Source organism: Rothia sp. 32237D007AR, assembly GCF_053544675.1.
The window spans coordinates 103326-122372 of record NZ_JBPPUO010000005.1 but is presented as its reverse complement, the minus strand read 5'-3'; the positions used below and the strand labels follow the sequence as shown (position 1 = coordinate 122372).

Sequence of the window (19047 nt, the reverse complement as noted above, 5' to 3'; positions counted from 1 at the left end):
TGGGTGGGGTGCGGGGAGTTTTCCCAGGTATTATCGGGCTTTTCAAGGCGGAAATTATTTCTGGTGTATTTCATTGCTGTGAGGCGGGGTTTCAAGGATGGGTTGTCTAACTTGATGTGCCGGGTGTGACTCAATATACTCAACTCAATACGTCAGCATATGTTGGGCATCACAAACCCCATAGTATCTGTAAAGGCTCACGCACAATGTTCGTCCTCCAGAAAGAGTTCGCCTCATGATCAAGTATCTTTTGAGGCGAGTAGCTACCTACGCCGTCATGATTTTCTTAACGACGACCGGTGGCTACTTCCTCGCTGTCACCTCGCTGAATCCCGCCCTGATTGAACAGGAACGCGTTCCTCGCCCCACCCCCGAGCAGATTCAGCGTAACTTCTCCTCCTTGAACCTTGACCCCACCATGAGTGCCTGGGACCGCTACGTTCAGTGGCTCACCAACGTTGTACTGCACTGGGATTGGGGCCGTAGCCCCAATGGCGCTTACATTAACGCTGAATTCGGTCAGCGTGTGTGGGTCTCTACCCGTCTTTACATGGTGGCTGTGATTCTCTCCCTCATCATTGGTGTCGCTCTGGGTGTCTATTCTGCAGCCCGCCAGTATAAGTTCTCAGACCGTGTGATTACCGGCTACTCCTACCTGGTCTACATTTTGCCCGCTCCTATCGCCTACTTCCTGGTGCAGCTTGGAGCTGTTGCTATTAACAATGCCGCAGGGGAGCGCATCTTCTTCGTCACCGGTATTTCCTCGCCAGGTCTCACACCGGGCAGTGTGGAATACTGGGTAGATTTGGCGGCCCACTATATTGTGCCTACTTTCTGTATCACCATTATGAGTTGGGGTGGCTACCAGATTTCCCAGCGCCAGTACCTTCTCGATAGTGTCAATGCTGACTTCGTCCGTACCGCTCGTGCTAAGGGCCTGACCCGCAACCAGGCTATTCGCCGCCATGCTCTGCGAGTTTCCTTCATCCCGGTAGCTCAATCTATTGCTTTCACCGTTCCCGCTATCTTTACCGGCGGCTTCTTCGCTGAAGCAATCTTCGCCTGGCCTGGTATTGGCCTCTGGTCGATTCAGGCAATTGGGGCCCAGGACGTCAACGCTGCGGTAGCAACCTTGGCCTACGGCTCCTTTATCTTTGCAGTTGGCGCAATTATTGCTGATATTGCAACCACTATCGTCGATCCCCGAGTGAGGATCTCATGAGTAACTCACCAGCTATCAACCACGACAACCTTACCGGTATCATTACCCGGGTTGACCATAAAAAAGCTGATTTTGAAATTATCAGTAAGAAGAAGATTATCTTCCGTCGTTTTATGCGTAATAAGACTGCGGTTTTCGGTTTGGTTGTTCTTCTTCTGGTTATTGCCTTCGGTCTATTCGGTGGCTTCCTCTCCAAGTGGGGCACCACCACCATTGACCCTTTCCATATTTCCACTGGCCCTAGCTCAGAACACTGGTTTGGTACGACCAGTGCAGGTACTGACCTCTACGCTCAGATGGTTGAGGCGGTTCGCACCTCGGTCTTTATCGGTCTGATTGTGGGTGGCGTATCGGTAATCTTTGCAGCTATCTACGGTTGTGTCATGGCCTACTTTGGCGGCAAGGTTGATAAGACCATGCTTTTTGTGCTGGAGACCCTCATCATGGCACCCAGCCTGCTGGTGGTAGCAATTGTTATTAACGGTTCTGGTGGTCAGGCTATACGCGATAATATTCCTGGCTGGCTGATTTTGACCGTTGTGCTTCTAATTTTTAGCTGGATGTACACTGCCCGCGTGATTCGAGCTATGGCTATGTCGCTTATTTCCCGTGACTATGTCAAAGCGGCCCGCTACATGGGCGTGCACCCTTTCAAAATTGTCTGGCGTCACCTAGTCCCCAATATTGGCTCCTTGATGGTGCTTGAATTTACTCGCGGTATTACCGCAGCGATTCTGGCTGAGGTGTCTTTTACCTTTATTGGTATCGGCGTGAAATACCCGAACTTCTCACTGGGTTCTTTGATCGCCCAGGCTTCAAGCCAAATCAACACCCTGCCCTGGATGTTCTGGATTCCGCTGCTGTTCTTCTTCCTGCTGGTTGGCCCTCTAGCCCTGATGAATGACGGCTTGCGTGACGCCTTCGATCCTACCTCCCTGTCCGTTGGCAAAGTTAAGAAAAAGAAGAAGTAAATGAGCACTACACCAGTACTGAGCGTCCGAGACCTCAACGTAAAGTTCAATACTGAAAATGGTATTGTGCACGCGGTGCGCGGCATTGACTTCGACCTGTACACGGGTAAAACACTGGGCATCGTGGGTGAGTCCGGGTCAGGTAAGTCGGTTGCCTCTATGGCGATTATGGGTCTGCACCCCACGACCGCTGATATCACCGGCTCTATCAAATACAAGGGCACTGAGCTCTTGGGCCTGAGCGATAAGCAGATGTGTGACTACCGTGGTAAAGAAATTTCCATGGTCTTCCAAGATCCGCTCTCATCACTGACACCGGTTTTTACCATCGGTAACCAGCTAGCTGAGGTGCTTAAGACCCACAACAAGGGGATGAGCGAGAAAGCTATCCATGATCGCTCTGTTGAGCTGCTACGCCTGGTGGGTATCCCTTCACCTGAGAGCCGACTCAAGTCTTTCCCCCACGAGTTCTCTGGTGGTATGCGTCAGCGCGTCATGATTGCTATGGCTATCGCAAATGAGCCACGCGTCCTGATTGCTGATGAGCCCACTACCGCCTTGGACGTGACGATTCAGGCTCAGGTGCTTGAAGTGATGCAGAAGGCCCAGGAAGAGACCGGGGCAGCAACTATCATGATCACCCACGATTTGGGTATCGTCGCTGGCATGGCTGATGAGATCATGGTGATGTACGCCGGTAAGGCCGTGGAACATGCTCAGGCTAGTGACCTTTATAAGAAGCCCTCTATGCCTTATACCATTGGCCTGCTGGGTGCTGTGCCTCGTGTAGACCGCAAGGAGAAGGCGTCTTTGGTTCCTATTGAAGGTACTCCTCCTAATCTGTTGAAGCCTGTGGTGGGTTGTTCCTTCGCCCCTCGTTGCCCTGTCGCTACGGACGTCTGCCTGGTGGAAGAGCCGCCGCTAAAGCTTGTTGCTGGTACTAGTGAGAATCACCGTGCAGCCTGTCTTTATGCAGATCAGTTCGTTAATGAGCGCCCTGAGCAGATGTTCCCTGTACCTCAGATCCCTACCTCGCCGCTTACGGGTGTGCCCCGTGAAGAGCGCGCTAGCGTGCTTGAGGTGAGGGATGTTAAAAAGTTCTTCCCCCTCACTAAGGGGGCCCTGATTAAGCGTCGGGTGGGTACCGTTAAGGCAGTTAACGGGGTGAGCTTTGATATCCGTGAGGGGGAGTGCTTCTCTATTGTGGGTGAGTCAGGCTGTGGTAAAACCACTACTCTGCTTGAAATTATGGAGTTCTCACCAGATACTGACGGCGAGATTGTGATTGCGGGTGTCTCGAACAAGCAGGGCTTGCATGGTTCTGAGCTGAATGAGCTGCGTAAAAACCAGCAGATGGTTTTCCAGGATCCAACCGGTGCCCTTGACCCTCGCTTCACTGTCTATGAGATTTTGGCTGAGCCTTTGCAAAATCAGGGCTGGGCGGTCAAGGACATTAAGAAGCGCGTGCTTGAACTGATGAAGACGGTAGGTCTGCAACCTGACCACGTTAATCGTTTCTCTAACCAGTTCTCTGGCGGTCAGCGTCAGCGTATCGGTATTGCCCGTGCGCTGGCTGTTAACCCTAAGTTGGTGGCTTTGGATGAGCCTGTTTCTGCTCTGGATGTGTCGGTTCAGGCAGGTGTTATTAATCTGCTGGAAACGTTGCGTGTTGAGTTGGGGCTGAGCTATTTGATGGTGGCTCATGACTTGGCTGTGGTGCGCCATGCCTCTGACCGGGTAGCTGTGATGTATTTGGGTCGCGTCGTTGAGATAGGTGATGTGGATCAGGTCTTTGATAACCCCGTGCACCCCTATACGCGGGCTCTGCTTTCTGCTATTCCGGTGCCTGACCCTGATGTTGAGGCTAGTCGGCAGCGTATTGTGTTGGAAGGCGATTTGCCTACTCCTGTGAATGCGCCGGAGGGCTGTGCTTTTGCAACGCGGTGCCCCATCTTTAAGTTGCTGCCTGAGGATAAGCAGAAGAAATGTACTGAGAATGTGCCTGCACTGAGCAAGGCAGACGGAGATCATCAGTATGCCTGCTATTATCCTGAACATGAAGTTGCTGTAAGCTAAATTACAAGTATAGTATGTAATTGAAATCACTTCACTTCCGCTTTTGTCCATCTTTATCACATGAGGAGAAAAGAATGAATAAGAATCTTGTTCTGAACCGCCGTACCCTGCTTTGGGGTACCGGCATCCTAGGAACCACCGGCCTGCTGACTGCATGTGGCGGTTCAGGTTCCAACACCACCAGCGCAGCAAGCGCCAGCATGGCAGCAGCAGGTGATGAAATTAGGGTAGAAATCAATGAGCAGGACATCGCTAATCTGCAAACCGGCGGTGTGCTGACTCTGCCTGTTGCCTCACTGGGCCCCGATTTCAACCGTACCTCGCAGAACGGTAACTCATTAGATAACAGCTTCGTTCTCTCCACCTTCCACACCTCAATGACCAGCGGTCTTTGGCAGTCAGATTTTGAGGGTAACGTTAGCGTTAACCCTGACTTCTGTGAATCCTATGAGGCTGAGACCGTCGATGGCGTTCAGACCATCCGCGTGAAGCTGAACCCCAAGGCCAAGTTCAATGACGGTACCCCCATTGACATTGAGTCTCTGCGCACCTCATGGAATGTCTTTAAGTCATCTGAGGGTGAGTACAACATTGTTACCTCGGGTATGTACGAGTTCATTGAGTCCATTGAAGAAGATGGCGACGCCTTCTCAGCTCTTGTGACTATGAAGGAACCCTACTACCCGGCAGATAACCTCTTTGGCGCCTTGTTGCACCCTGCCATGGTAGACCCTGAGGTCTTCAACAATGGCTGGACCGATAACCCCAACCCCGACTACGGTGTAGGCCCCTTCAAGCTAGAAGAATGGAACTCAGCGGAGAAGCGTTTGTCTGTTGTTCCCAACGAAAACTGGTGGGGCACCAAGCCCCTGCTGGATCGGATTACCTTCCGTCAGATGGAGGCAGCCGCAGCTCGTGCCGCCTTCCGTAATGGCGAAATCGATGCTGTAGGTGCCCGTACCCTGGCAGCCTACAAGGACGTTGAGGGAACTGCTGATGCAGAACCCCGCCGCTCCCTGCGCCTCTTCGCTGGTGGCCTGAACCTCAACCCGGCTCGTATTAAAGATGTTGCCCTGCGCCGTGCTATCTTCGCAGGTACCGACCGTAAGGCTCTCTCCGACGTCCGCTTCCAGGGCCTGAATTGGACTGAAGAGACCCCCGGCTCCATGATGCTGCTACCGGTTTCTGAGTACTACCGGGACAACTACCCCGAAGAGCGCGGTGTTGAGGTTGCTCAGAAGATTCTAGAAGATGCCGGTTACACCAAGAGCGGTGATTACTACGCTAAGGACGGCGCAAATGCCAGCTTCCGTATCACCAACTTCGGTGATGACCCCAGCGGCGCAGCCCTGACTCAGACCATGATTGAGCAGATGAAGGCCATTGGCATCGAATGCTCCATCGACCAGCAGCCCGACGCTAACTTCGCCTCAGTCATGGGTAACAAGGAGTACGACATGACCTTCTCGGGTTACACCGTAGGTTCTGATGCAACCTCGGTAACCCGCCAGTACTACCACTCATCCAACCTGGACGGTGCTGCCGGCTCAGCAGAAATCGATGCCATGATTTCTGAGATGGAAAAGATTGAGGATGACGCTGAGCGTAACGCAAAGTGCAACGAAATCGAGAGTAAGTTCATGGCAGAGTTCGCTACTCTCGGTACCGTCTTCAACGGCCCCGATATCGTCTACTGCAAGAACAAGCTGGCTAACTACGGTGCAGCCATGTTCGGTAGCCCCTCAGACAACCCCCAGCAGTGGGCTCGCGTTGGCTGGATGAAGAACTAAGTTTCTCTAACTGAGAGATTTTCTCAAGCTCACCCCTCTCTTGCCCCATCACCTTCCACAAGGTGGTGGGGCAAGGTTTTTAAGAATCAACCTGTGAACAGGGTGTGCTGGGGAATCTTGCACTCTTGACCCTGCAAACCCGGTGCACCCTTGCCCACATACGTTATTCTTAATAGCTGACTCAAAAATTTATGGTGGCGGGCCCCTTCAGCCCGCGACGCCCATCCAGCCACGAAAGTAGTGCACAGCCCGTGTTTAATTCACTCTCAGACCGGTTGACAGCAACCTTCAAAAACCTGCGCGGCAAAGGCAAGCTAACTGAAGCAGACATTGACGCAACAGTACGCGAAATCCGCCGTGCCCTCCTGGATGCTGACGTCGCCGTCCCCGTCGTGCGCGAATTTACCGCCCACATCAAAGAACGCGCCCTGGGTGCCGAGGTCTCCGAAGCCCTCAACCCCTCCCAGCAGATCGTCAAGATCGTTAATGAAGAGCTGGTCAATATTCTGGGTAGCCAGACCCGCCGCATCAACATGGCCAAGACCGGCCCCACCATCATCATGCTGGCAGGTCTACAAGGTGCAGGTAAGACCACCCTGGCCGGTAAGCTCTCCCATTGGCTCAAGAAGCAGGGGCACACCCCCCTGCTGGTGGCCTCTGACCTGCAGCGCCCCAATGCTGTTAACCAGCTCAAGGTGGTTGGTGAGCGCGCCGGTGTACCCGTTTACGCCCCTCACCCCGGTGTCACCAGTGAGTTCGATGCACCCAGCGGTGACCCCGTACAGGTGGCCCGTGATGGTGTGGCTGAGGCCCGCGCCAAGCTGCACGATGTGGTCATTGTCGATACCGCAGGCCGCCTGGGTGTAGACGCTGAGCTCATGCAGCAGGCCCGCAATATCCGCGACGCCATTGAACCCAACGAAGTCCTCTTCGTTATCGACGCCATGATCGGTCAGGACGCTGTTAACACCGCTAACGCCTTCAACGAGGGCGTAGACTTCACCGGTGTCGTGCTCTCCAAGCTGGACGGTGACGCCCGCGGTGGTGCCGCTCTCTCCGTTGCATCCGTCACCGGTAAGCCCATCATGTTTACCTCCACCGGTGAAAACGTCACCGACTTTGAGCAGTTCCACCCAGACCGTATGGCCAGCCGAATTCTCGACATGGGTGATGTGCTCACCCTGATCGAGCAGGCCGAGCAGACCTGGGATAAGGCCGAAGCTGACCGCATGGCCAAGAAGTTTGTGGATCAGGAAGACTTCACTTTTGAGGACTTCCTGGCCCAGATGCAGCAGATTCGCAAGATGGGCTCCATGAAGAAGCTGCTCATGATGATGCCCGGTGCCGCCCAGATCCGTCAGCAGTTGGAGAACTTTGACGAGAAGGAAATTGACCGCGTCGAGGCAATCGTTCGCTCTATGACCCCGCATGAGCGAGTTGCCCCCAAGATTATCAATGGCTCCCGCCGTGCCCGTATCGCCAAGGGTGCCGGTGTGACTGTTTCTGAGGTCAATATGCTCATGGAGCGTTTTGCTCAGGCCCAGAAGATGATGAAGAAGCTTGCTAGCGGCAACATGGCTGGTATGCCCGGTGGCATGCAGATGCCCGGTATGGCAGCAGCCGGTGGTTCTGCCCGCAAGAACAAGGGCAAGGGTAAGGGCAAGCAGAAGGCCCGTTCCGGTAACCCGGCCAAGCGCGCTCAGCAGGAACAGGCTGCAGCAGCTAAGCAGCAGGCTGCTGCAGGCTCAGCCTTTGGCCAGCAGACCCAGGACGTGAAACCTGAGGATCTGAACCTGCCCAAGGGCTTTGAGAAGTTCCTCAAATAAAACCTGGTGAGCTAGCAAAACCTTGTGAGCTAGGGCGGGAGCGAGCAAGAGACTCGCACCCGCCCTCTCCTTCATTTAAAGGTGTATTGCACCGGCGGTAGTTCTGCTGTGAGAGTGCAAGACCCGCCCTGCCTTTTACCTGCTGGCTGGGCGCGGTACATTGAGTGTAGTAGCCCGCCCCTTAAGAAGAAAGCAGTACCGTGGTTGATTCCTACCTACCCGAAGAAGAACTCAAGGCTTTTATCGCAAGCCTGCCAACCCGCCGTCTAGCTGCTGGCGCTCTGATTCGGAACGAGGCCGGGCAGATGCTAGTGGTCAAACCTAACTATAAGGACGGCTGGACTATCCCCGGCGGCACCGTTGAGGCAGGCGAAGCCCCCCAACCCGGTTGCTTCCGCGAAGTGGCTGAAGAAGTGGGTCTAGATTTGGAACCGGGCCGGCTCCTGGTGATTTTCCACGGCCTGCAGATGGGCATCTGGGGCGACTCCACCTACTACATTTACGATGCCGGTGTGCTACCTGCCGATGCGACAATCACCCTTCAAGAAGAAGAACTCACCGCTTATGAGTGGGTCGCCCCTGAAGATTTAGATGATTATTTTGGGCCCCGTCACGCCCACCGTCTGCGTCAGGCCTTCCGTGCCCTGCAAACCGGGGCTGTCTATGAGTTCTCTAGCGATAAGCCAGCCAGCTAGATTTTATATTCGTCGTGTAGCACCGGGGCAAATCTTTGCCCTTTCGATGAAGCGTTGATAAGGATGACAAACATATGACTGAATCACACCGTGACCCAGCCCCCCAGGGCCCCTCTCACCAGGAGACCCAGCAGGCTGTAGGTTCTGATGTGATATGGGTGCGTCTGCGCATCGACCGTGACCCGGCCCAGGCTAACTGGCCTGACCTGATACCCGGCATCTACGGTGACGGGCCTACCCAGGGCGATAAGCAGCAAGAGGCGGACGCCAGCGAGCAACCTGCCCTGCCCGCTGGTCTCGAACAAGAGGTACGCAACCAGCTAGAGAGCATCATCGGCCTGATTCGCGAGCAAACCCAAGAGGCACCCCACGGCGCTGAATACACGGACGAAGACATCAAAAGCGTTGAAGAACTCGCTGCTGACCCCAATAAATTTGATGATTTAATCCAACAAATCATGCAAGCTGAGCAGGGGAGTGGAAATCAGGCAGAAGAATCACCGCGTGAGACCGGTGAGATACCTGATGAAGAGCTAGAGACTTTCGCAGGCGAACTATCCCCTGAAGCTCAGGCAGCTATTGATGAGCTGAACTGGGAAATCATCCCAGATTTGGCAGGCTATATAGAGTCCCTTGCAACAGTAACCGCCCTAGAAATAGACGGGCCCCGCGCCCAGCTCTTCGTGCTCTGCGAGCGTATACCGGGGCAGGCGTCCTTGCGTACCGTAGAAACCGATAGCACCGGGGTGCTCCTACCTGGTGCATCCCTCGATGAGTTTCTGACCCAGTTGGATACCCGCCTACCGGGTGCCGCTGACCTCCTACCGCAGCAGCCGGGGGAGGACTACCACCTGGCCTCTTTCTCACAAGGTACCGACTCTTTGAGCCTTGACCCCTACGGGGTGAGCGCCGCCCTGGTAGAACTACCCATGGCAGATATAGCAAGCTACATGCAACCTGAGCTGATGGTGGGGGAGGTGCACGCAGCCCCAGCTGATAAAGGCTGGTCGCTCATTACCGCTGACCCGCAGACTCTGGCGCTCCTGCTAGAAGCGATGAACGTGCCCTCCATCGTGGCTGAGCAGACCCTCTTCGGGCAGAACCTATCTTTCGTGCTCCCGGCTGACTCTACAGGCCCCGAGACTGGCAGTGTCACTGATTGGGTGAACCAGGTGATGGGCACCCCTGATTCTGGGCTGGTAGGTACCGTACTGACCTTTAGCTGGTCACCCCTGACCAAAATTGGTACTGCCCTAGAACGCACCTCAAGCGAGGTAGGCAACCTGGTCTGGAGCCTGCCAGGGCTACTGCCTGCCCCCTACCGGGAACAAGGTGCCCGCGACCAGCTTGACCAGCTCATCTGGCTCTACGGGCTCGATGACCAGACCGCTAACCGACTCACCAACTACGTGCTAGATTTCCACAGCGTAGATGGGTTAGAGTCCACCATCCACGCCCTAGAGCTACCTGAAGAACTGCATAAGGTACTCACCGGTTCTGTCAGCCTCGATGCTTTCGTAGGCTACCGCCGTTTCACCCCCGATATGAGCGGGCTAGAGCGCCTCAAAGAGAGCGTAACCGCCTACCCTAACGGCACCGATACCCTCAGCACCGTCAACCGAGAAATTCGTGAACACCCCTGGCTGTTGACTGCGGACGCCGCCGCCCAGCTCGGGGCCTCAGGGGCCCTAGCTCTCTGGGCTGCGCGCAGAATGAGGCAGGGGCGCTCGCCTCGTGCCGCTCTTGTTGCAGCAGCTACTTTAGGGGCTACTGGCACCGCTGAAATGGTCATTGCACGGGTTTATCACCGTCTACTGTCTTCCCAGAAGCTGCCGGTAACTGAGCACCACCAAACGCGGCCGCTGTCGCTGACTGAGGAGCTGCGGGCCCAGGCTCAGCAAGAGCAAGCCCAGCAAGAGCAAGCCCAGAAGGACTCTGAGGCTAAGGCACCTGCACTGAGGCACACCGCCCAAAGGCTGGGCCGCCGGGCAGAGAACACAGCCCAAAGGCTAGGACTCCAGGCCGCGACCACCGCTCAAAGGCTGGGCCGGCAGGCTGGGAAACTGGCCCGTCAGCAGCTGGGGCGTTTTTTCGGCACTGGTAGCTAGTCTCGTTCTCTCCGCCGTTTTCTCCGCTCTTCTCTCCGCCGTTTTCTCCGCTCTTCTCTCCGCCGTTTTCTCCGCCGGGCGGGGGAGTTGCTCCTTCTTGTGCCTTGATACAGTGGGTGGGTGAACACATCCACTCCCTTCTCTTTCTCACACATAGACCCTGACTGGGAGCGATCCACCCCACCGGCAGCGTCCTTGCGTAAGGACGTGCTCATCTGGCTCGTGGTACTTGCCGTCACCTTGCTCTTGAACGCTGCCTACCATTCGGCTGGCTTACTGGGGGAGGACCAGCACCAGATTCTTCTCTCCTACATCACTGTTGCGGGCATGACGGTGCCACTAGTTGGCCGCAGGCGCTACCCCCTGACCATGATGCTGCTAGCCACTGCGCTCTTTTACGCCCTGTACTATCTTTCCCCTGTGGGGTCATTTACCCTCAGCTTTCAGCTGTGCTACTTTGTGACACTTTTTGCGGGGATTGCCTGGGGCAAAAATCGCACCCTCACCTGGTTCGTCTATGCCCTGATCTGCCTTATAGCGTTTCTCTGGGTGATTCTTACCTGGGTGATGACTGACTCGGCCTACAGCATAGCGGGGGTCGAAGATTTCTCTGGCGGTATCTTTAGCCAGGCAACCGCCGGGTACATTATGGCCGCGGTAACTAACACCTTCTACTTTGGGTGTGCTGCGGTGATGGGGCGTACCTCCTGGAACCAGGCCTACCAGCGAACCGTGCTTGCTGCCCAGGCACAGCAGCTGGAACAGCAATCCCAACAGATGGCTCAGGACGCTGTCACCCGCGACCGCCTGCGTATAGCCAGAGAGCTTCACGACTCGGTGGGGCACCATGTTTCTTCTATGGGGATTCAGGCGGCTGCTGCCCGTCGGGCTCTAGAAAAGAAGCCGGAACTGGCGGCTGAGCCCCTGGCTAATATTGAAAAGTTGGCCCGATCCTCGGTTGCTGAGATGAAGAACCTGATTCGCGTGATGCGGGCTGCCGGGGAAGCGGAGCAGGGAAGCGGGGCTGCCAAAGAGCCCCAGGTGACCGAAATCTTTGACCTGGTGGAGCATATGACGGCGGTAGGTGTGACAACCCGAGTGCAGGTCAGCGAACAGGACCTGACCCGGCTGACCGGCTTGCAGCAGGGAACCCAGCTCTCTATCTACCGCATGGCCCAAGAAGCCCTGACCAATGTGCGCAAACATTCAGTGGCCCAAAACGCGGTGCTGGCCCTGCGCACCGGCGGAGAGACAGGAGACAACTGGGTGGAACTGGAAGTTACCGATGACGGGCCTGCACACGAGGCAGGTGCAACAAACAGCCAAGAACACGGGGCCGATGAGAAACGCCAAGGGTACGGGCTCCAAGGCATCAGAGAACGAGCCGCCGCCCTAGGCGGCACGTGCTGGGCAGGCCGGAGGCAAGGTGCCCCCGGCTGGAAAGTGCAGGTGCGCTTCCCCGCAGATTTTGACGAAACCCACGACACCTACCCGCTAAGGAAGACCCCATGACCATCAAAGTCCTGCTAGCAGATGACCAAGACATGGTGCGATCAGGGTTCGCCCTGATCCTCTCCATGGAGGAGGACATCGAGGTAGTCGGCCAGGCCCGCAACGGCAAAGAGGCCCTGGACCTTGCCGCAAGCGTCCGCCCCGATGTGGTGCTCATGGACGTTCAAATGCCCGTGATGGACGGAATCACCGCCACCGCCGCTTTGACCGAGCAGCTGCCGGGCACGGCCGTCCTGATTCTCACGACCTTCGACCGCGAAGACTACCTCTTCTCAGCACTTCAAGCTGGCGCCAGCGGTTTCCTGCTCAAAACTTCAGATGCTGATGAGCTAGTGGATGCTATCCGAAAGGTCGCAGGCGGTTTGGCCCTGCTCTCACCCGAAATGACCCTGCCGCTCATCGCCCGTTTTGTGGAGCAAACTAAGGGGCAGGACGTCACCACCCCGGCAGGAAGCATCGGGCAGGGACAGGCTGGGGGAGCACAGACCACCAATGACCTGAGCCCCGACGATGCCTTTGCTCTTGCAGCCTTGACACCGCGCGAGAAAGAGACCCTGGAACTGCTCGCCCAGGGGCTGACTAACGCGGAAATTGCAGAAAAACTTTTTCTGGGAGCTGCAACCGTCAAAACTCACGTATCGAACATACTGGCCAAGACCCACAGCCGTGACCGGGTTGGCGCCGTGATTTTTGCCCACCGGGTAGGTCTAGCTGGCTAACTCCGTCTGTTGGCAGCCCAAAAGAACTCCCCCATGAAGCTCCGCCCCACGGGGGAGTTCTTCTATGCGTGGACTTTCTAGACTTGGGAGTACAAGCAACCCACAGGAAGTGCCCTTATGAACGACCGTACGATAGAAGTCCATGACCTCACCAAGGTCTACGGCAGTGGCCCCACCGCCACAGCCGCCGTAGAAAAAGTGAGCTTTACCGTTGAACCCGGCTCCATGACCGGTTTTCTTGGCGCAAACGGTGCTGGCAAGACCACCACCATGCGCATGATCATGGGTCTGCTCGAACCGACTGCCGGGCAGGTACTTTATGGCGGGCGTGCCATCACCGCTGCCGACCGCGCAGGCTTTGGCTACATGCCCGAAGAACGCGGCCTTTACCCCAAACAAGCTATCTTGGCCCAGCTGGTTTACCTGGGGCAGCTGCGCGGCATGAGCGCCAGCACCGCCCGCACCATCGCCACCAAGCACCTGACCGAACTAGGGCTAGGAGAGCGCCTCAACGACAAACTTGAATCTCTCTCCCTGGGCAACCAGCAGCGGGTACAGATTGTAGCCTCAATCCTGCACCAGCCCACAGCCCTGATTCTCGATGAGCCCTTCTCCGGCCTGGACCCCAGAGCCGTAGATACCATGGTTTCCATGATGCGAGAGCTCATGCGCACCGGCGTCCCCATCCTCTTCTCATCCCACCAACTCGACCTAGTCGACCGCCTCTGCGACCGCGTCGTCATTCTGCACGGCGGCACCGTGCGAGCCGCAGGCAGCGCCACCGAACTACGCGAAGCAGGCACCCCTCGCTACCTCTACCGGGGCGGGGCCGACGCCGCCTGGCTCCGTGAAATACCCGGGGCGAACGTCCTGGATGTCTCAGGCACCGAAGCCGTCCTGGAACTAGCCCCCGGCGCAGATCTAGCCAGCGTCCGCCACCAGATTTTCAGCAGCGGTCTGGAACACGATATACAGGAGTTCTCCCGCCAGCTTCCCACCCTCGGCGACATCTACCGAAAGGCTACCGGCCAATGAGCACCACACCAGCACAGCGCACTTCAAGACCCAAGAACGCCTGGCAAATCGTTGCCACCCGCGAAATCATGGTCAAACTGCGCGATAAAACCTTTATCGGGGGCACCATCTTCTCCCTGGTCATCATCCTGGCCGCAACCCTCATCCCCTACTTCCTCAACACAGGGAACACCGACTACACCATAGCCACCAACGACGACCGGGCAAGCTCCCTAGTCGCCGCAGCCGATTCAACGAGCGACGACGACACCAACTACACCGCCACCCAGGTTGACAGCGCGGACGCCGCCCGCACCCTGGTAGCCGACGGGGACGCGGACGCCTACCTAACCCCCACCGAAGAAGGCTGGGAACTCATTTTCGACTCATCTCCTGACAACAGCCTGGTCACTGAACTGAGCGCCGTCATCACCTCCACCATCACCGCCGAAAACGCCGCCCAAGCAGGCGTTGACCTGCAAGCCCTCACCGCAGGCACCCAGGTGAGCACCAGCGTCCTAACGGGCAACCAAAACGCCGGCCTGGCCTTCCTCATTGCCATGGTCTTCGCCATGATCTTCTACATGACCACCGTGTTCTTCGGCGTAGCCATCGCCAACTCAGTTGTCGAAGAAAAACAAAACCGCATCGTCGAAATTATTGCCACCGCCATACCCCTGGGGCAGCTACTCACCGGAAAAATCGTGGGCAATATCGTGCTCGCCACCCTTCAGGTAGCCGTTTATGCAGTTACCGGCCTCATCGGCATGCAAATCACCGGAGCTGCCGCAGACTTCGGTTGGATTCTCCCCTCAGCTAGCTGGTTCGCCCTCTTCTACATCGCCGGCTTCGCAGCCATCGCCACTATCTGGGCCGCTGTAGGTGCCATGGCAGCCCGCACCGAAGACATCGCTAACCTCGCCAACCCCATCACCATGGTGCTCATCGCCGCCCTCTTCGCTGGCATCTACGCCTCAGGGGCCTGGCTCAAGGTCATCTCCTTTATTCCCATCATGTCCTCCATCGCCATGCCCCGCCGCCTACTCACCGAGGACGTAGCCCTCTGGGAACCCCTGCTCGCTCTTGCCCTCACCCTGGTAATAGCAGCCCTCCTCACCCGACTAGGAGCCCGCATCTACCGGGCCAACATTATGCGCGGCGGCACCTCAGTTAGCTGGAAGCAAGCGCTCAAAAAATAAATCTGAAGTGGGAGGGACGGCGGGCTACGCAGGATTACCCCTAGAGCTCAGACAGTTGCTCGCTGGCGCTCGCAAAACTCGCTTGCGGGGTAATCCTGTCTCCGCCCGCCTTCGCATCGTGCTTCTTTTGAGTTCGTTTTCAACAACACATAGACACCCCAGGCGTAACCCTAGATTAAGCGGGGGCAAGCTGGCATACTTGACGGGTACTCGATTTTTCCCGGCCCCTCTCATCCGGGAGAAATTGTGTCCGCAGAGGTCATGACGAAGCCCGCCCCACGAGCTGACACCTGACCTCGAACAGTTATAGAAAACAGGAGAAACCACTACAGTGGCTGTTAAAATTCGTCTGAAGCGTTTCGGTAAAATCCGCGATCCCCGCTACCGTGTTGTAGTAGCTGACTCACGTACCAAGCGTGACGGTAAGGCTATCGAGGAAATCGGCATTTACCACCCGACCGAGAACCCCTCACGTATCGAGATCAACTCAGAGCGTGCCCAGTACTGGCTGTCAGTTGGCGCCCAGCCCACCGAGCAGGTAGCTGCTCTGCTGAAGCTGACCGGCGACCTGGCTGCTGCCAAGGGCGAAAAGGCTGAGTCAACCGTTAAGCCCGTTGACGCCAAGCCCGAGTTCGTTGTTCCCGAAAAGGGTTCGGTCATCCTCCCCGAGGCAATCACCCCCAAGGGTGAGGACAAGGCTGAAGAAGCTCCCGCAGAAGAGGCTGCTGAAGAAGCAGCTTCTGAGGAAGCAGCTGAGTAATCATGTTGGCTGACGCTCTCGAACACCTCGTTCGGGGTATCGTCGACAACCCAGATGACGTCCAGGTGCGCGCCAAAACCGGCCGCCGGGGCGAAACCCTGGAGGTTCGCGTGAACCCTGATGACCTTGGACGGGTGATTGGCCGCTCCGGCCGCACCGCCAAGTCCATCCGCACCGTGGTCAACGCCATCAACGACGGCGACCATGTACGCGTAGACGTCATCGACACCGACCGACGACGCTAACTGAATACTTATCAAGAAGCCCCTACCGCTTAAGAGCTGTAGGGGCTTTCTCGCACCTAGCCACCGGCCGTCCGTAAAACCCGGTAAAGTTAGACCCAAACCCCACAACACCTCACCCTCAAGGAGATACGCGTGCAGGTACAGGTCGCCCGCATTGGCAAACCCCACGGCATCCGCGGCGAAGTCACCGTCCAGCTCTTCACCGACGCCCCCGAAGACCGCTTCGCCCCCGGGGCTGTGCTCGACATTGAAAACTTCAACCCCGCAAGCCCCGCAGGGGCCATCGCCCCCGCCGGCACTCTCACCGTCAAAAAAGCCCGCTGGAACAAAAAAATCCTGGTCGTAGCCTTCCAAGAAGTCACCAACCGCAACCAGGCCGAAGACCTGCGAGACACCCGCCTCACCTTTGACTCTGCTAGCGAAGCAGAAACCGACGGTGACGATGAAGGCTACTACGAGCACGAACTGCTTGACCTACCCGTCTACCTGGCTGCCGACATCAAAGACGGCTACCTGCCTGAAGAGCCCATCGCAACCGTCACCGGCCTACAGACCATGCCCACCCAGGACCTGCTTATCCTAGAAAAAACAGCAGACGGTGAAGAAATCATGGTGCCCTTCGTTGAAGAAATCATCCCCGCCATCGATACCGAGGAGGGCTACATTATCATCAACCCGCCCGCCGGCCTGCTCGAACTCAACAGCGATGAAGACGATGAAGCCGAGACCGAGAGCGAGCAGGGCTAAACCCCATGCGCTTTGATGTCATCACCATCTTCCCCGAATACCTGACCCCGCTAGAACTCTCCCTCATGGGCAAAGCCCGCGCATCAGGCAAGGTCGACCTACACCTGACCAACCTGCGTGACTTCGCCTTTGACCGCCACAAAACAGTAGACGATACCCCCTACGGCGGGGGAGCGGGCATGGTCATGAAACCCGAACCCTGGGGCCTGGCCCTAGACCAGGCACTGGCTAACTCACCGGCGTCCGCACGGGCGGACGGGGGCAAGCCCCTGCTGATTGTTCCCTCACCCGCCGGTGCCGTCTTTAACCAGCAGCTAGCCTACGACCTGGCCGAAGAAGAACACATCGTCTTCGCCCCGGCCCGCTACGAAGGCATCGATGAGCGCGTGCTTGACTGGGCCGAAACCGAATTTAGGGTGCTACCGGTATCCATCGGCGACTATGTGCTCTACGGGGGTGAGGTGGCCGTGATGGTCATGATTGAGGCCATTACCCGCCTGATACCCGGCGCGATGGGCAACCCCGAGTCCCTGGCTGAGGAGTCCCACACCGGTGGGCTACTGGAATACCCGGTCTACACTAAACCTGCCACATGGCGAAACCAGGAGGTGCCGCCCGTCCTGCTCTCAGGTAACCACGGGGCCATTGCCCGCTGGCGGCGTGATGAGCAAATCAAGCGCACCTTTGCCCGCCGCCCCGATATGGTCAAGGCTTACCCCGCTGAAAACTGGGATAAGAAGGATCGTAAGCTCCTACAGGAACTGCACACCGAGCAGAAAGCTGCCCGCCAGGCGGCAGCTCAGGGCGAACCGGCACAGTAGCGCACCTAAAGTAGGTAAGCTCACATTTAAGTTCAGGACGCCCGCCGCAGCGCCCCTGGTGCAGGCGGGTTTTCTGTGGGATAATTTTTCTTTGTGTTCATGCTGGGTGCGCCCCTGCCGCAGGGGGAAGAGCGACCGGTAACAGTATGAGCCACCGGCTCTGACCGTTCAGAGCACGGTGAAATAAGAATTCATCGCAGACAGCATCAGTCTGGCACCACCTGGTGACCCTTAGACACTGCCTGTGAAATACACCGAATATGTTTGACCTGCGGCAGAGATATTCACGGAGAAACTCAATGCAGACTCTTGACTTCATTGACAACAAGTCACTTCGCACCGACGTGCCCGAGTTCGGCCCCGGTGACACCCTGAACGTACACGTCAACATTGTTGAAGGTAACCGCAGCCGTGTCCAGGTCTTCAAGGGCTTCGTTGTTGGCCGTCAGGGCGCTGGCGTCCGCGAAACCTTCACCGTCCGCAAGGTTTCCTTCGGTATCGGCGTAGAGCGTACCTTCCCCGTACACTCTCCCGTCATCGAAAAGATCGAGGTTGTCACCCGCGGTGACGTCCGCCGTGCAAAGCTCTACTACATGCGCGACCGCCACGGTAAGGCTGCTCGTATCCGCGAGAAGCGCGAAGCCTAAGCCATTTAGGTTTCACCAGGTTTATGGAGACTGGCCTCAACGCCGACTCTTCTGAGCCAAGGCGCCAACCCTTTCTACAGGGCTGGCGCCTTATTGCTGTCGCAGCAGCCCTAGCCTTCACCCTGCTCCTGCTGGTTCGCTCCTTCCTGATTGATGTGTTCTACATACCGTCAAGTTCCATGGAACCAACCTACGAGCCGGGAGACCGTATTCTCGTCTCAAAACTGGCCACCTACCCCCAAGCTGGCGATGTGGTGGTCTTTGACGGCACTGGCTCCTTCGCCCCCTACACGCCGGGAAACCCCTGGGTGCGTGACCCACTCACAAGAACCGGGCAGTGGCTGGGAATCATCGGCTCAGATACGGTCTACATCAAACGCGTCATAGGGGTAGCAGGTGATACCGTTGAATGCTGCGATGCCACCGGCTCCCTACTGGTAAATGGGCAACCAATCGCCGAGCCCTACCTATACCACGGGGATACCGTCAGTGATGTGCGCTTTAGGGTGCAGGTGCCCGAGGGGCGCATGTGGGTGATGGGGGACCACCGTTCGGCGTCCGCTGATTCCAGGGCCCTGCTGGGGGCACCCGGTGGCGGCATGATTCGCACCGATAAAATTATCGGCAGCCCAGTCTTTATTGCCTGGCCAGCCCAACGCTTTGGCCAAGCTCCTAGCTAAAACTATTAGACTATT

The 19047-nt window shown here is 56.9% G+C and carries 17 protein-coding genes; all 17 read left to right on the top strand.

Annotated features, from left to right (window positions below; all coding sequences use genetic code 11):
• The first annotated feature begins 235 nt into the window (after positions 1–235).
• The 17 genes from ACED87_RS05100 to lepB all read left to right on the top strand — a co-directional run bounded on the left by ACED87_RS05100 (position 236) and on the right by lepB (position 19032).
• A complete protein-coding gene (locus ACED87_RS05100; protein ID WP_449083369.1) occupies positions 236–1222 on the top strand; it encodes an ABC transporter permease in 987 nt (328 codons plus the stop codon).
• Positions 1219–2193, top strand: coding sequence for an ABC transporter permease (locus tag ACED87_RS05095; RefSeq protein WP_449083367.1), 975 nt, complete (start codon positions 1219–1221; stop codon positions 2191–2193). Before ACED87_RS05100 ends, ACED87_RS05095 begins: the two co-directional genes overlap by 4 nt.
• A complete protein-coding gene (locus tag ACED87_RS05090) occupies positions 2194–4269 on the top strand; it encodes a dipeptide ABC transporter ATP-binding protein (protein WP_449083365.1) in 2076 nt (691 codons plus the stop codon). It abuts the gene before it with no gap.
• Between the two features lie 74 nt (positions 4270–4343).
• Entirely contained in the window at positions 4344–6059 is a 1716-nt protein-coding gene (locus tag ACED87_RS05085) for an ABC transporter family substrate-binding protein (protein ID WP_449083363.1), read from the top strand.
• Between the two features lie 251 nt (positions 6060–6310).
• The gene (gene ffh, locus ACED87_RS05080) at positions 6311–7885 is read left to right on the top strand and encodes a signal recognition particle protein (RefSeq protein ID WP_449089652.1); all 1575 of its coding nucleotides are present in this window, start codon (positions 6311–6313) and stop codon (positions 7883–7885) included.
• Between the two features lie 200 nt (positions 7886–8085).
• Entirely contained in the window at positions 8086–8580 is a 495-nt protein-coding gene (locus ACED87_RS05075; RefSeq protein ID WP_449083359.1) for an NUDIX domain-containing protein, read from the top strand.
• Positions 8581–8654: 74 nt separating this feature from the next.
• Complete coding sequence (locus tag ACED87_RS05070) at positions 8655–10688, top strand: hypothetical protein (RefSeq protein ID WP_449083358.1); 2034 nt, start codon at positions 8655–8657, stop codon at positions 10686–10688.
• Positions 10689–10808: 120 nt separating this feature from the next.
• A complete protein-coding gene (locus tag ACED87_RS05065; protein WP_449083356.1) occupies positions 10809–12200 on the top strand; it encodes a sensor histidine kinase in 1392 nt (463 codons plus the stop codon).
• The gene (locus ACED87_RS05060; protein WP_449083354.1) at positions 12197–12919 is read left to right on the top strand and encodes a response regulator; all 723 of its coding nucleotides are present in this window, start codon (positions 12197–12199) and stop codon (positions 12917–12919) included. The genes ACED87_RS05065 and ACED87_RS05060 overlap by 4 nt, the downstream gene beginning before the upstream one ends.
• Before the next feature lie 117 nt (positions 12920–13036).
• Entirely contained in the window at positions 13037–13954 is a 918-nt protein-coding gene (locus ACED87_RS05055) for an ABC transporter ATP-binding protein (protein WP_449083352.1), read from the top strand.
• Positions 13951–15132, top strand: a complete 1182-nt coding sequence (locus ACED87_RS05050) for an ABC transporter permease (RefSeq protein ID WP_449083351.1) — start codon at positions 13951–13953, stop codon at positions 15130–15132. Before ACED87_RS05055 ends, ACED87_RS05050 begins: the two co-directional genes overlap by 4 nt.
• Before the next feature lie 331 nt (positions 15133–15463).
• Positions 15464–15892: a 30S ribosomal protein S16 gene (gene rpsP / locus ACED87_RS05045; protein ID WP_185174544.1), complete on the top strand. Its 429-nt coding sequence runs from the start codon at positions 15464–15466 to the stop codon at positions 15890–15892.
• A 2-nt stretch (positions 15893–15894) separates the two neighbouring features.
• Positions 15895–16137, top strand: coding sequence for an RNA-binding protein (locus ACED87_RS05040; protein WP_135011094.1), 243 nt, complete (start codon positions 15895–15897; stop codon positions 16135–16137).
• A gap of 132 nt (positions 16138–16269) precedes the next feature.
• The gene (rimM, locus tag ACED87_RS05035; RefSeq protein ID WP_449083348.1) at positions 16270–16884 is read left to right on the top strand and encodes a ribosome maturation factor RimM; all 615 of its coding nucleotides are present in this window, start codon (positions 16270–16272) and stop codon (positions 16882–16884) included.
• Between the two features lie 5 nt (positions 16885–16889).
• Complete coding sequence (gene trmD / locus ACED87_RS05030; protein ID WP_449089651.1) at positions 16890–17705, top strand: tRNA (guanosine(37)-N1)-methyltransferase TrmD; 816 nt, start codon at positions 16890–16892, stop codon at positions 17703–17705.
• 299 nt (positions 17706–18004) lie between these two features.
• On the top strand, positions 18005–18352 hold the full coding sequence (rplS, locus tag ACED87_RS05025) for a 50S ribosomal protein L19 (RefSeq protein WP_449083345.1): 348 nt from the start codon (positions 18005–18007) through the stop codon (positions 18350–18352).
• Between the two features lie 23 nt (positions 18353–18375).
• Positions 18376–19032: a signal peptidase I gene (gene lepB, locus ACED87_RS05020; RefSeq protein ID WP_449089650.1), complete on the top strand. Its 657-nt coding sequence runs from the start codon at positions 18376–18378 to the stop codon at positions 19030–19032.
• Positions 19033–19047: the final 15 nt, after the last annotated feature.